This window comes from Rhizobium sp. BE258, assembly GCF_031457345.1.
In the GTDB taxonomy this organism is placed as follows: domain Bacteria; phylum Pseudomonadota; class Alphaproteobacteria; order Rhizobiales; family Rhizobiaceae; genus Rhizobium.
Genome location: NZ_JAVDWL010000002.1, coordinates 40,755 through 55,001, shown reverse-complemented (window position 1 = coordinate 55,001; position 14,247 = coordinate 40,755). Strand labels below are relative to the sequence as shown.

The window sequence follows — 14,247 nt, the reverse complement described above, 5'->3', positions numbered from 1 at the left end:
TGCCCGAAGGGCGGATGAGGGGGCTCCGAGCCGCAGCCTTACCGGAAGACTACGTCCCGCAAAACGTCTGCAGCACCCGCTCTTCCAGCTTCGGCGGCTCCATATAGGCCGCAAAAGCCGGCTGATCCTGATAGGGGTTGGCCAGCACCTTCACCAGCGCCTCGAACAGCGAGAAGTCGCCGTCATCCATGGCGGCATTGATCGCCTGTTCGATCCGGTGGTTGCGCGGAATGAAGGCCGGATTGACCGACAGCATCGCAGTGCTGCGTTCCTCCGCCGTCTGCGGATCGCGGCTGAGCCGCTCGCGCCAGCCCACCAGCCAGCCAATCGCCTCGCCGATGCCGTCGAATGTCGAGAGAAACTCACCCTCGGCAGCCTCGTCACCGGCAAGCGCCGAGAGACGCCGGAAGGTCAGCGTGAAATCCGCCTGTCCGGCCTGCATCGCTGCCAAGAGCGCCTGAACCAGCGTCAGATCGCCGTCCTCTTCGGACACAAGCCCGATCTTCTTGCGCATGCCATCAAGCCAATGCGCCTGGAACCGCGCGCCGTAATTCTTGATCACGCCATTGGCGAGATCCACCGCCTTGTCCTGATCCTCGTCGAAAAGCGGGATCAGCGTCTCGCCGAGCCGCGCCAGGTTCCATTGGCCGATGCCCGGCTGGTTGGCATAGGCATAGCGGCCCTGCTGGTCGATCGAGGAGAACACCGTGCCGGGATCATAGGCATCCATGAAGGCGCAGGGGCCGAAATCGATCGTCTCGCCCGAAACCGTCATGTTGTCGGTATTCATCACCCCATGAATGAAGGCGACATGCAGCCAGCGGGCAATCAGCGCCGCCTGCCGCTCGGCAATCGCTTCGAACAGCGCCAGATAGCGATTGTCCGCCCCGGTCACGTCGGGATAGTGCCGCTCGATCACATGGTCGGAAAGCGCCCTGACGCCATCGGTATCGCCGCGGGCGGCGAAGAACTGGAAGGTGCCGACGCGGATATGGCTCGCCGCCACGCGCGTAAACACGGCACCCGGCAGCACCCGCTCGCGATAGACGGGTTCCCCGGTCGAAACCGCCGCAAGCGCCCGCGTCGCCGGAATGCCGAGCGCATACATTGCCTCGCTGACGATATATTCGCGCAGCACCGGGCCGATCGCCGCCCGTCCATCGCCGCGGCGCGAAAACGGCGTCTGCCCCGCGCCCTTCAGCTGGATGTCGCGGCGCTTGCCGTTGCGGTCGACCACCTCGCCAAGCAGGATCGCCCGCCCGTCGCCGAGCTGCGGGTTGAACTGGCCGAACTGATGTCCGGAATAGGCCATCGCTAGCGGATCGGCGCCATCAGGCACTAGATTGCCCGAAAAGATCGCCGCGCCATCCCGCTTCAAGACTTCGACATCAAGCCCGAGTTCCGCCGCCAAGGGCTCGTTGAGCTTGATCAGCCAGGGCTCGGCGGCCTGCGACGGCATCTGCCGCGCAAAGAAATGCGAAGGCAGCCGGGCATAGCTGTTATCGAACGGGAATGCGGCGCCATCAGGCGCGGTCTTTGAAGGTGCGGAGCTCATGCCCAATAGGTAGGGCCGGGCCGGGGGAGGCGCAAGCTGCTTCTATTGTTCACTCTAGGCCGGCACATAGGTGAGCCGCACCACATCGCCAGCAATCCGCTCATGGGCCACAAGCCTCAGCGGCGGCCGCACCCCGGTAAAGAACGGCCGCCCATGACCGAGCACGACCGGATGCACGTAGAGCCGGTATTCATCGATCAGCCCACTTGCCGCAAGACTACCCGCGAGCACCGGCCCGGCGATCGTCATCTCCCCCTCACGCTCCGCCTTCAGCCCGGCAATCGTCGCCTCGACATCGCCGCTGACCAAAGTGGCATTCGGCCCGACCTCCGTCAGCGTCCGCGACACCACCCATTTCGGCAGCTTGCGCCACGCCGCCGCAAACGCCCGGCGCGCATCGTCCCAATCGTCCTGGTCCTCGTCCCAATAGCGCATCAGCCCATACATCGTCCGCCCATAAACGGTGGCGCTCAGCTCCTCGGTCCGCTTCACCCAATGCTGAAACAACGGCTCCGGCGACATCCTGTCATGATCGACATAGCCATCCAGCGACTGGTTCATTTCAAAGACAAGCTTCGCCATGCTGAAAACCTCCACCTGGGGTGGAGTGTAGCGAGAAAGGGTGGCGGGTGGAATGAGGGGCAAACCAAGACATCGGCACCCGCGATTACGCCACCCTCCTGCACCCTCCCAAGTAGCCATTCGGTTACTTCATGCCAGCATTGTCTAAAATGCATGCCTTTGCCACGTTTGCGGGCGTATACACGGTGTTATCTCCCTTGTGGCATCATGCCATTTCACATCTGCGGCCCTGTCGTCCTTTCATGGCTTCGCCGCCTCTTTGCGAGTGATCCCTGCGGATGCCGGATCAGATATTCCACCCCGTTCGCACCGAGCGGGCTGCCCCGAATTTTCGCACGATCGCGCTGATCGTTGCGAGTGCCATGCTAATGGAAAACGTCGATGCCACGGTGCTGGCAACAGCGCTGCCGACCATGGCGCGCGATTTCGGCGTCGATGCGCCGTCGATGAGCATCGCGCTCACCTCCTATCTGCTGAGCCTCGCCATCTTCATTCCCGCCAGCGGTCGCATGGCCGATCGCTTCGGCTCGCGCACCGTCTTCCGCTCGGCGATCGCCGTCTTCGTTGCCGGGTCGATCGCCTGCGCGCTGGCGCCGAACCTCTTCCTGCTGGTCGTTGCCCGCCTCATTCAGGGCGCCGGCGGCGCCATGATGATGCCGGTCGGCCGTCTCGTCTTGATGCGCAGCGTCGCCCGTAAGGACATGGTCAATGCCATGTCCTGGCTGCTGATCCCGGCGCTCATCGGTCCGATCGTCGGTCCGCCGCTCGGCGGTTTCATCGTCACCTATCTCGACTGGCGCTGGATTTTCTACATCAACGTGCCGATCGGCATCGTCGGTTTCATCCTCGTGTCGATCTTCATCGACGAGGTGAAGGGTAAGGCGATCGGTCCCTTCGATACGGTTGGCTTCATCCTCTCGGGCATATCGCTTGGCTCGCTGCTCTTCGGTTTCGAAATGTCGAGCCGCGAGGGCGAGGCCTCAATGGCGGTGTTCCTGATTGCCATCGGCTTGCTGTTCGGCATCGGCTATCTCCGCCATGCCCGCAAGCACCCGTCGCCGATCATGGATTTCTCGCTGATGAAGGTGCCGACCTTCGGCACCTCGGTCATTGCCGGTTCGCTGACGCGCATCACGCAAGGGGCGCAGCCCTTCCTGCTGCCGCTGCTCTTCCAGGTCGGTTTCGGCATGTCGGCGGCCACAGCCGGGCAGATCGTCATCGCCACCGCGATCGGTTCGATGGCGATGAAGCCGCTGTCGGGCCCGGTCTTCCGCCGCCTCGGCTTCCGCAACAGCCTGATCATCAACGGCCTGCTCGGCACTTTGGGCTACGGCCTCTGTGCCGCCTTCAGCCCGGCCTGGCCCGTCGGCGTCATGTTCGCGGTGCTGACGCTCAGCGCCTTCTTCCTGTCGTTCCAGTTCATGGCCTACAATACGATCGCCTATGACGAGATCAGCCATGAGCGCATGAGCTCGGCCACCAGCTTCTACACCACCTTCCAGCAGCTGATGCTGTCGCTCGGCATCTGCATCGGCGCGCTGGCGCTGCATGCCTCGATGACCACGACGAGCAGCGAGCAGCCGAAACTGCACGATTTCTCTGCCGCCTTCATCGTCGTCACCATCATCTCGCTCGCTGCCACCGTCTGGAACCTGCGCTTCACGCCAAATGCCGGTTCGGAGATCAGCGGTCACCGCCGCAAGGATGCGGTGGCGGCTGCCGAGCACTAGGCAATTCCGGGTGCCGTCCGCACCCGGAGTCTCGTTCCTCTTAATCGCAGCCCGAGCGCCGCCCATGCGGGCCGATGCCGATATCGCGGAGCAGGTGGCTGTCGAGGGCCTCGAAGGGCGTCAGCCCGGCATCGGCGAATTGCCGTGCCTTGCTCCTGGTCTTCGGCCAGACGGGGTGGTGCAGGATCATCCGCAGCAGCCGCTTCGGCCGCAGCTTCTTGCGCAGCGTCGTCATCGCGTTACCCTCCTTACGCACTCATTGCCTGCGGCAGGCAGGCCTCGCAGATCGCCGCGACATGCCGGTGATCGGTGCCGCAGCAGCCGCCGAGCACCTTCAGCTGCGGCATGGCAGACAGGAGCTGCCGGTAGCGCCGCCCGAGATCGGCGGGATCGCCGGCATCCAGCGTTTCGCTGCCGTCGAGTTCCTGATGGCTCATGGTGGAGGCATTGGCGCGGATGCCGCCGATCCGCTTTGCCCAGACGCTGCCGGGATCGAGCGCCGCCTCGAAATGCAGGGGATGGGCGCAGTTGATCATGTAATAGGCCGGTGCCCCATCGGTTGCCGCATCGGCCGTTTCGATCGCCTCCTGAATGCTCTTTCCGGTCACCAGCCGCCCATCGGTCTCGACGGTGAAGGAGATCGCCGACGGCATCCCGTGTGCCTTGGCGGCCCGGATGATGCCGATCGCCTCGTCGATATTGGTGAGCGTGAAGGCGCTCACCATGTCGGCCTCGGTTTCGGCGAAGGCAGAGATCTGCTCGCTGTGATAATCCTCCGCTTCGGCGGCGGTCATTGCGCCGGCCTTGTAGCCGTCGCCGCGCGGGCCGATCGAGCCGCTGAGCACGACAGGCAGGTTCGGCCGCTGGTAATCCTTGCGCAATGCAACGATCAGCGCCATCGCCGCCTCGTTGGCGGCTTTCAGCCCGGCGCTGGAATAGCCGAGCTTCCCACCCCAGTCGCGATTGGCACGCCATGTCGCGCTGTCGAGCACGAACCCGGTGCCATGGCGCCGGGCAAGATCGAGATAGCGCCTGTAATAGTGGCGCAGCTTGCTGCGGCCGGCCTCGGTCTCCAGGAGCACGAAGGCTGCGAAATGCGGCAGCTCCACGCCCTCGTGGAAGATCAGCGTCGTCTCCAGCCCGCCATCGGTAATGTAGGCACCGCCGCCAAGCTGCGGCAATTTCCGTCTGTACTGTGCCATTGAAAAGCCCACCCTACACAGGCCGGCGCCACCTTATCGGGTGTCCGGCAGATAGATTTCTCGCGCTTAATCGCATGCGAAACTAGAAGACTTGCGGTATACTTGCTGCGGGCCGGGAATATTGCCTATTGAAATCATGATCTTGCTTGCGCTTTTGAAGGCGCGGCCGCAGCCGCGAGATGGCTTCGGCAACTGAAAACTGTACCGGCGGTACAGGAGGGAGCATGAAAAAGGGCGCCGAAACACGCACGCGCATTCTCGATGTCGCTGAAGCCGCCGTGCTGCAGAAGGGTTTCGGCGGCACCTCGATCGAGGAGCTGATCGCCGAGACCGGCATCACCAAGAGCGGTTTCTTCTACCATTTCCGCGACAAGAACGAGCTGGCGAAGGCGCTGCTCAACCGCTACATCGAAAACGACGAGCGCATCTATGACGAGATCTTCAGCCGCGCCCGCGAGCTGACCGACGATCCGCTGCAGGCCTTCCTGCTCGGCCTCAAGCTGCTCTCCGAACTGCTGGCCGATCTGCCAAACGGTCATCCCGGCTGTCTCGTCGCCACTGTCTGCTATTACGAGCGCATCTTCGACCGCGAGATACAGGAGACCAACCGCAACGCCGTGCTCGCCTGGCGCCGCCGCTTCGGCCAGATGTTTGCAGAGATCATGGCGGTCTATACGCCCCGTGAACCGCTGGAGGTCGATCAGCTGGCCGATATGGTCTCCACCGTGCTGGAAGGCGGCATCGTGCTGTCCAAGGCGCTGAAGGAGCCGAACAGCCTCGCCGAACAGATCCTCGTGCTGCGCTCCTTCGTCAAGCTGCTGTTCCAGCCGCAGGCAGGCGCTACCTACCGGCAGTGATGCTGCAGGCAAGCCGTCTCCCGGTCCATTGACAGCGCACCGGGCGCACGCCAAGGATGAGCTCTCTCCCGGAGCTATTGATGCTGATTTCCGAAGCCCTTGCCCTTGGTTCCGCGACGTGTATCGCGCTGAGCTCGATGTTCATCAACGAGCTGAACGGCCGGGTGCCGCTGATGCAGCTCGCCCGCTGGCAGCTGACCGCAGCGTTCCTGATGACGGCAACAGCAGCCACGGTCGCCGGTGGCTGGGCGACGCTGGGCGGCTGGCAGTTCATGGCGCTTACCGCATCCGGCGTTTTCGGTATCGCGATTGCCAGCACCACCTATTTCGCGGCCATCTATACCGCCGGTCCACGGGTGACGGCGCTGCTGTTTTCGCTGACCTCGCCCTTTGCGCTCGCCATGGGATATGTCGCGCTCGGCGAAACGATCAGCCTGCTGCAGGCAACGGGCGTCGTGCTTATCCTGACCGGCATCTTGATCGCCATCGCCGCGCGCCGCCGCCGCCCGGCGCCGATGATTCCGCTGGCCGATGGTGAGCCGATCGAGGCTCCAGCACCGCAGGAGCGCACGTCACTGACAGGCATCGTGCTGGGTGTCGTCACTGCCTTCGGCCAGGCGCTCGGCAGTCTTTTCGCTCGTCCGGCCATGGCAGCCGGCGTCGAGCCCTTTGCGGCAATGGCCGTGCGCGCAGGCATCGCCGTCATCTTCTTCTGGGCGTTGCTCGCCCTGCCGGTCATCCGCCGCCAGTCCGGCGCGCTGCGCAGGAAGGATGTGTCCCTCGCTGTTGTTTCCGCCTTCTTCGGTACCGCGCTCGGCATGTCGCTGCTGCTCGCAGCCCTGAAGACCGGCAGCGTCGGTATCGTCTCGACGCTGTCGTCGATGACGCCGATTGTCATCCTGCCGATGGTGTGGCTCCGAAGCGGAAAGATGCCGCATGCCTATGCCTGGGCGGGGGCCGCGCTGGCGATCGCCGGGACGGCGCTCGTCAGCCTCGGATAATCACGAATCCGGTATCAGCGGATCCTCCACCAGATAGAACTCGGCAACCGGCGTCACGTCGGTGACGAAGAAGCCGAAGCCGGTCGTCACGCCGGGGTCGGAATGGCCGTCATCGAAGCGCAGCCGGTCGAAGCTTTCGAACTGGTTCTGGAAATGCGCATAGCGGTCGGAGGAGAAGAAATCCGGATTGGGATTGGTCTGGCCGAAGGACAGGCCGTCATAGAAGTCGCTGGGCTTGCCGCGGATTTCCTCCAGCTCGAATTCGAAGCCGATCCAGGCAAGCTTGCTCTGGTTCACCGCCGAGATCTTCATGTGGAACGAGTTCTGCCGCAGCGTATCGAGACTGGCGGCATTGGCGGCGCGGATCACCAGCGTCACCGGCTCGGTCGAAATGAGCGCCTCGGTGATCTCGATCGGATCGGCGCGTGTGCCCTTTCCCTTGATCGACAGGATCCGGAAGCCGCCGAGCTCGTCTGAAAAGGAGAAGTCGCCGGCATACCAGCGGCCGTCGTCGGCCGGACCGGCGCTGACGAGCGCCAGTGAAAGCAGCGCAGCCAGGATCCGCCAGTGACGCCCCATCGCTCTCTCCTGCGCTGAGTATCGCATTGACGCGGCAAATCTCAAAATCATCGTTCGGGGCGAACCGCCTGGCGTCAAGGACGGCTTGGCGCCGGAGCCGGAGGCGGCTAGCAAGGGCAGGGGGATGGGGAGCCGCCGATGAGCCTGGAAATCGCAATTCTGTTGTTTGCCGCAGGCATTGCCGGTGGCGTCATAAATGCGCTGGCGGGCGGCGCCACGCTCTTGACCTTTCCGGCGATGCTGGCCTCGGGCCTGCCGCCGATCACCGCCAACGCCTCGAATGCGGTGGCCATCGTCCCCGGCCATCTGCTTGCGGTGCTTGCCGATCACCGGAAGCTGCAGCCGCTCGATCTCAAACTTGGCCTCTCGGTTCTGGTCTGCCTCATCGGCGGCATTCTCGGCGCGCTGCTGCTGCTGGCGTTGCCGGAGCGGCTCTTCGTGCTGCCGGTGCCCGCGCTGATCGGCGCCGCCACGCTGCTTTTCCTGTTTTCGCCACGCATCGCAGCCTGGGCCGAAAGGCGCCGCGGCGGCAGCGAGCCGTCACAGCTCGCCGGCTCCGCGGTGCTGGCATTCGCGTCGATCTACGGCGGCTTCTTCGGCGCCGGTCTCGGCGTCATCGTGACGGCTGTTCTGGCCATCGGCGACCCCAACGATATCCGCCGCGTCAAGGCGCTGAAGAACCTGCTCGCCACCGCCGTCAGCATCGCCGCCGTGACGATCTTCATCCTGCAGGGCGCCGTCCGCTGGCCACAGACGCTGACGATGCTCTTTGGCGCGTTGTTCGGCGGCTATCTCGGCGGCTACCTGGTCCGCATCTTGCCGGGATCCGTTGTCCGGTGGTTCGTGATCGTCACCGGCGCCGTCATGACGGTGGTCTACGCCGTGAAATACTGGATGTAAGCGGCTCGCTCATCGCCGTAAATACCGCTCCATTTACGCCCGTGTTACTGTAACGTACTTACCGCCGCGCGGGCTTTGCGGAAGGGTGCATTTCCACCATTCAGGAGATGCGCGATGCCTGGACAAACCTTCCTGCGATTGAGACCGTTGGTGTCTGCCGCCGCCGTGGCACTGGCCGTCGTGACCGCACCGCATCCGGCCTTTGCCGCCGAAGCTGTCACGGTGGACAATTTCGTCAGGGCCGAGAGCGACCTCTATTTCAATAACATCGTCAAGGATGGCGGTTTCGGCAAGCTGATCCACCGCCGCGAACCGGCCGATATCGACAAGCAGACGGTGATCCGTCTGAACCGCGATACGCTCTATACCTCGGCGGTCTTCGATCTCGACGCCGGGCCGGTGACCATCACCCTGCCGGATGCCGGTGGGCGCTTCATGTCGCTCTTTGCCGTCAGCGAGGACCACTATATTCCGGTCGTCTCCTACCAGAGCGCCAGCACCTTCACCAAGGAGCAGGTCGGCACCCGCTATGTGATCGCCGGCATCCGGACCTTCGTCAATCCGGCCGACCCCAAGGACGTCGAAGCGGTCCACGCGCTACAGGATGCGATCAAGGCCGAGCAGCCGGGCGGCCCCGGCAAGTTCGCGATCCCGCAATGGGATCCGGTGAGCCAGAAGAAGGTGCGCGACGCGCTGCTGGTGCTGGCATCGACAATGCCCAATTTCAACAAGGCGTTCGGCGCCAAGGACGCGGTCGATCCCATCCGCCATCTGGTGGCCAGCGCCGCTGCCTGGGGCGGCAATCCCGACAAGGACGCCACCTATCTCAACATCACGCCGCCGAAGAATGACGGCAAGACCGTCTACAAACTCACCGTCAAGGACGTCCCGGTCGACGGCTTCTGGTCGGTCAGCCTCTATGACGCCAAGGGCTACTACAAGAAGAACAAATACGGCGCCTATGCGCTGAACGACGTCACCGCGAAGAAGAGTGCCGATGGTTCGATCGCCATCCAGTTCGGTGGCTGCGACGGCAAGATCGAAAACTGCCTGCCGACGACGCCAGGCTGGAACTACACCGTCCGGCTCTACCGCCCGCGACAGGCGATCCTTGACGGATCATGGACATTTCCCGAGCCGCAGCCGGTGAAGTGACTGTTCCGCAAAAAGGGGAGGGTGTCATGCATCTGACAAAACGTGAATTCACCAAGGGCATGGTTGCGGCCGCAGGGCTCGCGGGTCTCGGACCGGCCACTGCATTGGCCGCCGAAGTCAGCGCCGCTGAAGCCCGCGCCATCGCCAAGGAGGCCTATATCTACGGCTTCCCGATGGTCGACAGCTACCGCATCCAGCATGCCTATTTCGTCGATACCAAAAATCCGGAATACAAGGGGCCGTGGAACCATCTGGTCAATATTCCGCGGGTCTACACCCCTGCCGACACCGCGGTGCAGACGCCGAATTCCGATACGCCCTACTCGATGCTCGGCCTGGACCTTCGCGCCGAGCCGATGGTGCTGACCGTGCCGCCGATCGAAAAGGACCGCTATTTCAGCATCCAGCTGATCGATGCCTATACCTTCAATTTCGACTATATCGGCAGCCGCGCCACCGGAAACGGCGGCGGCAGCTTCCTGATCGCCGGGCCGGACTGGAAGGGCGAGACGCCGAAGGGCATCGATAAGGTGATGCGCTCGGAAACCCAGCTGCTGCTGGCCGTCTACCGCACGCAGCTTTTCAATCCCGGCGATCTCGACAACGTCAAGAAGATCCAGGCGGCCTACAAGGCGGAGCCGCTGTCGAAATTCCTCGGCAAACCGACACCCGCCGCAGCACCGGCCATCGACTTCGCCAAGCCGCTCACCCCCGATGGCGAAAAGACCTCGCTCGAGTTCTTCACCATTCTCAATTTCATCCTGCAGTTCTGCCCCCCCGATCCATCCGAAACGGCGCTGATGAAGCGCTTCGAGAGCATCGGCATCGGCGCCGGCAAACCGTTCGACCCTGCCAAGCTGACGCCGGACATAAAGACGGCCTTCGAGCAAGGCAGGGCCGACGCCTGGGCGGATATCGAGGGCTTGCGCAAACGCTTCGATACCGGCGAAGTCACCTCGGGCGACGTGTTCGGCACCCGCGCCTACCTGAAGAGCAACTATCTCTACCGGATGACGGCAGCTGTTCTCGGCATCTACGGCAACTCCAAACAGGAAGCCATCTACCCGGCCTACGCCGTCGATGCCGAAGGCAACAAGCTCGACGGCGCCAACAAATACACCGTGCGTTTCGCCAAAGGCAAACTGCCGCCGGTCAATGCCTTCTGGTCGCTGACCATGTACAAGCTGCCCGAAAGCCTGCTCGTCGCCAATCCGATCGACCGCTACCTGTTGAATTCGCCGATGCTGCCGGATTTCGTCAAGGATGCCGATGGCGGGCTGACCTTCTACGTCCAGACCGACTCCCCCGACAAGGACAAGGAACCAAACTGGCTACCCGCGCCGAAGGGTCCCTTCGTGATCGCGACGCGGCTCTATTGGCCGAAGCCGGAGGCGCTGGACGGAAAGTGGAAACAGCCGCCGATGACCAAGGTGACATAAGCGCGGCTGGCGGGTTGTTCAGGCATTCGCGGCCTAGCTCGGATCGTCCATCTCGGCCGCCATCTTCACAAGCTTGCGCACCGTGTTGATATTGCGCGAGGTTCCCGCCTTCAGCGCCGGAAGCTTGAGCTTCGATTTCCCCGATCCGATGGGGTAGTGCACATAGATCTCGTGGCCGGAGATCACCGCCTCTTCGCCGTCAGGCGCAACCATCGCATCGAGCGCGTTCTGGGGCGCAGCTTCAGCCAGGAAATGCACCAGCACGAAGCTCGGCTTGGCATCCGGGAAGGGCGCATTCTCCGCGATCGCTGCCATTTCCTTGCGGCTGCGGATCATCACGCCGGGTTTCTTGCCGAGCCGCTTGCCCAGCGCCTCGTCGAGTTTTTCGCCCGCTGCCTTTTCGCTGTCACCGGAGCGGAAGACGACATTGCCGCTCTGGATATAGGTTTTCACATCCTCGAACCCGAGCCCCTCACAGATCGCCTTCAGCTCCGCCATCGGCAACGCCCCGGTGCCGCCGACATTGATGGCGCGGAGCAGGGCGATGTAGACGGGCATGGGTTTTCTCCTCTGTGCGGCATCGCGAAGGGCCGGATTAGGGGGGATGGGATGCACAACATCTCCCTCATCCCTGTGCTTGTCACAGGGATCCAGCCGGCCCAAGTCCTTGGGCCGAAAAGACTCCAGCCGCCACGCAGACGCGTGGCGGCTGGATTCCTGTGACAAGCACAGGAATGAGGGGCCGAGAGGATGTTACCGCCGCGGCCCATCCCGACGCCTACATCTTCCCCGCAACCTTGATCGCAAACGCATACTCGAACGCGATCTCTTCCAGCCGCTGAAACCGCCCGGACGCCCCGCCATGCCCGGCATCCATATTCGTCTTCATCAGGATCGGCGCGTCGCCCGTCGTCTTCTCACGCAGCTTCGCCACCCATTTCGCCGGCTCCCAATAGGTCACCCGCGGGTCGGTGAGACCGCCGAGCGCCAAGATCGGCGGGTAGGCTTTCTCGCCGACATTGTCGTACGGCGAATAGGCAGCGATCTGCTCATATTCTTCCTGGCTCTCGATCGGGTTGCCCCATTCCGGCCATTCCGGCGGGGTCAGCGGCAGGGTGTCGTCGAGCATGGTGTTCAGCACATCGACGAAGGGAACGGCGGCGATGATGCCGGCGAATTTCTCCGGCGCCATGTTGGCGATCGCCCCCATCAGCATGCCGCCGGCCGATCCGCCCTCGGCGATAATGTTCGCGTAGGATGTGAACTTCTGTTGATTCAGATAGTCGGCGGCGGCGATGAAGTCCTTGAACGTATTGGTCTTCTTTTCCATCTTGCCGTCTTCGTACCAGGCGAACCCCTTGTCCTTGCCGCCGCGGATATGGGCGATGGCATAGACGAAGCCGCGGTCGGCGAGCGACAGGCAATTGGTGTTGAAGCCGGCAGGAATGGTGATGCCATAGGCGCCATAGCCATAGAGCAGGCAGGGCGCCGATCCGTCGAGCGCGGTGTCCTTGCGGTAGAGCAGGGTGACCGGCACCGTCTCGCCGTCCCAGGCGGGCGCGAAGACGCGGCGGGTGACGTAGTCGTCGGGGTTGTGGCCCGACGGCACTTCCTGGGTCTTGAGCAGTGTGCGCTCGCGCGTCACCATGTTGTAATCGTAGAGCTGCGAGGGCGTCGTCATCGACGAGTAGGAGAAGCGGATGACGTCGGTGTCATATTCGGCAGCCCCTGAAAGACCCAGCGAATAGGCCTCCTCGGCAAAGGCGATCGCATGTTCCTCGCCGGTCTTCCGGTCGCGGATCATGATCTGCGGCAGGCCGTCCTTGCGCTCCAGCCAGAGCAGATGGCGGGCATAGGCCATGTGATTGATGATGAGCGTGCCCGGCTTGTGCGGCACCACTTCGCGCCAGTTGTCCTTGCCCGGCGCATTGACCGGCGCCTCGACGATCTTGAAATCCTTGGCGTCGCCGTCATTGGTCAGGATGTAGAAGACGTCGCCGCCCTCGGTCAGCGTGTACTCGATCCCTTCCTCGCGCTCGGCAACGATGAGAGGCTCGGCCGTCAGGTCCTTGGTCGAGAGCAGCCGGTACTCGGAGGTCTCGTGATCGTGGATGTCGATATAGATGAAATCGTCGAGCAGCGAGCCGCCGACGCCCATGAAGAAGCCGGCGTCCGGCTCTTCGTAAACCAGCCGGTCGTCGCTCTGCGGCGTGCCGATGATGTGATGATAGACCTTCGAGGGGCGATGGTTTTCGTCCAGCGCCGAATAGAAGAAGCTCTTGCCATCGGGCGCCCAGACACCGCCGCCGCCGGTATTCTCGATCACGTCGGTCAGGTCTTCGCCGGTCGCGAGATCGCGCACCTTCAGCGTGAAGAACTCCGAACCCTTATCGTCATAGCCCCAGATGCCGCGATTGTGATCGGTGGAGTGGTCGAGCCCGCCGAGGCGGAAATAGCTCTTGCCCGCCGCTTCCTTGTCGCCGTCGAGCAGCACGGTGCGGATCGTCTCGTCCTTGGTGTCGCCGTCGCGCGGGATGCGGAAATAGCGCGGCTGCTCGCCGCCGGTGACGAAGAAGGTGCCATAGGCATAGGCGCCGTCCTTCGTCGGCACCGAGCTGTCGTCTTCCTTGATGCGGCCGCGCATCTCGCCAAATAGCACCTTCTGCAACGGCTTGGTATCTTCCATCGCCGCGTTCATATAGGCGTTTTCGGCCTCCAGATGCTTGCGGATCTCGGGGTCGAGGATACTGGGATCCTTGAACATCGCCTGCCAGTTATCGGCGCGCAGCCAGGCGTAATCGTCCGTCCTGGTAATGCCGTGGCGCGTATCGGAAAGCGGCTTCTTGGCGGCAGCGGGCGGGGTCGGCAGGTTCTTGAAAACGGACAAATGAAAAGCTCCGGATCGGTATTGCGGTGGGGAAGAGATAGAGGTGCTGCGGGACGCAATCAAGCGCCGCGCAAGCCGTCGTGGATAAGCTTCGTCTAAATCGAAGTGTTCCTCACGTTGCCTTGATGTCACCACATTGTTTAAGAAAGTCCGGGAGAGCCTTTCCGGGTTCTATTGCATCATTCTGTTGGCTCAAACGGAGTCGGATGGTCGGCCGGCTGGCGCGCGTCGTAGCCCAGTCCTACGGCCAAGCCAGCCGGCCGATCAGGCGGCCCGTTTCAGCCAACCCGGAGGGCCGGGCATCCTTCCGCCAGGATCAAAGGCGATCGGCTCGGACGTACCTAGGGGTATGCCCTTCGC

13 protein-coding genes are annotated in these 14,247 nt (G+C 63.2%); 6 read left to right on the top strand and 7 right to left on the bottom strand.

The features are described 5' to 3' along the window. Nucleotides 1-49 precede the first annotated feature (49 nt). Complete coding sequence (locus J2X43_RS05395) at nucleotides 50-1,555, bottom strand: protein adenylyltransferase SelO family protein (RefSeq protein ID WP_310291447.1); 1,506 nt, start codon at nucleotides 1,553-1,555, stop codon at nucleotides 50-52. A gap of 54 nt (nucleotides 1,556-1,609) precedes the next feature. Continuing rightward, on the bottom strand, nucleotides 1,610-2,137 hold the full coding sequence (locus J2X43_RS05390) for a dihydrofolate reductase family protein (protein ID WP_310291444.1): 528 nt from the start codon (nucleotides 2,135-2,137) through the stop codon (nucleotides 1,610-1,612). Between the two features lie 278 nt (nucleotides 2,138-2,415). Here J2X43_RS05390 and J2X43_RS05385 point away from each other — a divergent pair, with 278 nt between their 5' ends. Beyond that, nucleotides 2,416-3,867 (top strand): MDR family MFS transporter, encoded by a 1,452-nt coding sequence (locus tag J2X43_RS05385; RefSeq protein ID WP_310291441.1) that lies wholly within the window; start codon nucleotides 2,416-2,418, stop codon nucleotides 3,865-3,867. 40 nt (nucleotides 3,868-3,907) lie between these two features. Here J2X43_RS05385 and J2X43_RS05380 read toward each other — a convergent pair whose 3' ends face one another. Both J2X43_RS05380 and J2X43_RS05375 read right to left on the bottom strand, forming a co-directional pair. Continuing rightward, on the bottom strand, nucleotides 3,908-4,102 hold the full coding sequence (locus J2X43_RS05380) for a hypothetical protein (protein WP_112389848.1): 195 nt from the start codon (nucleotides 4,100-4,102) through the stop codon (nucleotides 3,908-3,910). A 13-nt stretch (nucleotides 4,103-4,115) separates the two neighbouring features. Then, nucleotides 4,116-5,069 (bottom strand): homocysteine S-methyltransferase family protein, encoded by a 954-nt coding sequence (locus J2X43_RS05375; RefSeq protein WP_310291437.1) that lies wholly within the window; start codon nucleotides 5,067-5,069, stop codon nucleotides 4,116-4,118. A gap of 224 nt (nucleotides 5,070-5,293) precedes the next feature. On the opposite strand from J2X43_RS05375, the gene J2X43_RS05370 reads away from it, so the two are divergent. Then, nucleotides 5,294-5,926, top strand: coding sequence for a TetR/AcrR family transcriptional regulator (locus tag J2X43_RS05370; RefSeq protein ID WP_310291434.1), 633 nt, complete (start codon nucleotides 5,294-5,296; stop codon nucleotides 5,924-5,926). An 80-nt stretch (nucleotides 5,927-6,006) separates the two neighbouring features. Beyond that, nucleotides 6,007-6,927 carry a DMT family transporter gene (locus tag J2X43_RS05365; protein WP_310291431.1) on the top strand — a complete coding sequence of 307 codons (921 nt, stop codon included), beginning with the start codon at nucleotides 6,007-6,009 and terminating at the stop codon, nucleotides 6,925-6,927. Here J2X43_RS05365 and J2X43_RS05360 read toward each other — a convergent pair whose 3' ends face one another. After that, nucleotides 6,928-7,506, bottom strand: a complete 579-nt coding sequence (locus tag J2X43_RS05360) for a hypothetical protein (protein ID WP_310291429.1) — start codon at nucleotides 7,504-7,506, stop codon at nucleotides 6,928-6,930. A 138-nt stretch (nucleotides 7,507-7,644) separates the two neighbouring features. Between J2X43_RS05360 and J2X43_RS05355 the strand changes: the two genes are divergently transcribed. The 3 genes from J2X43_RS05355 to J2X43_RS05345 all read left to right on the top strand — a co-directional run bounded on the left by J2X43_RS05355 (nucleotide 7,645) and on the right by J2X43_RS05345 (nucleotide 11,000). Next, nucleotides 7,645-8,406: a sulfite exporter TauE/SafE family protein gene (locus J2X43_RS05355; RefSeq protein ID WP_310291426.1), complete on the top strand. Its 762-nt coding sequence runs from the start codon at nucleotides 7,645-7,647 to the stop codon at nucleotides 8,404-8,406. Nucleotides 8,407-8,520: 114 nt separating this feature from the next. Further along, a complete protein-coding gene (locus J2X43_RS05350) occupies nucleotides 8,521-9,561 on the top strand; it encodes a DUF1254 domain-containing protein (RefSeq protein ID WP_310291423.1) in 1,041 nt (346 codons plus the stop codon). A 26-nt stretch (nucleotides 9,562-9,587) separates the two neighbouring features. Then, on the top strand, nucleotides 9,588-11,000 hold the full coding sequence (locus J2X43_RS05345) for a DUF1254 domain-containing protein (protein WP_310291421.1): 1,413 nt from the start codon (nucleotides 9,588-9,590) through the stop codon (nucleotides 10,998-11,000). Between the two features lie 33 nt (nucleotides 11,001-11,033). On the opposite strand, the gene J2X43_RS05340 is transcribed toward J2X43_RS05345, so the two are convergent. Both J2X43_RS05340 and J2X43_RS05335 read right to left on the bottom strand, forming a co-directional pair. Beyond that, a complete protein-coding gene (locus tag J2X43_RS05340; protein WP_310291418.1) occupies nucleotides 11,034-11,558 on the bottom strand; it encodes a DUF1697 domain-containing protein in 525 nt (174 codons plus the stop codon). Between the two features lie 220 nt (nucleotides 11,559-11,778). Then, the gene (locus J2X43_RS05335) at nucleotides 11,779-13,887 is read right to left on the bottom strand and encodes a S9 family peptidase (RefSeq protein WP_310291415.1); all 2,109 of its coding nucleotides are present in this window, start codon (nucleotides 13,885-13,887) and stop codon (nucleotides 11,779-11,781) included. Between the last annotated feature and the right edge of the window lie 360 nt (nucleotides 13,888-14,247).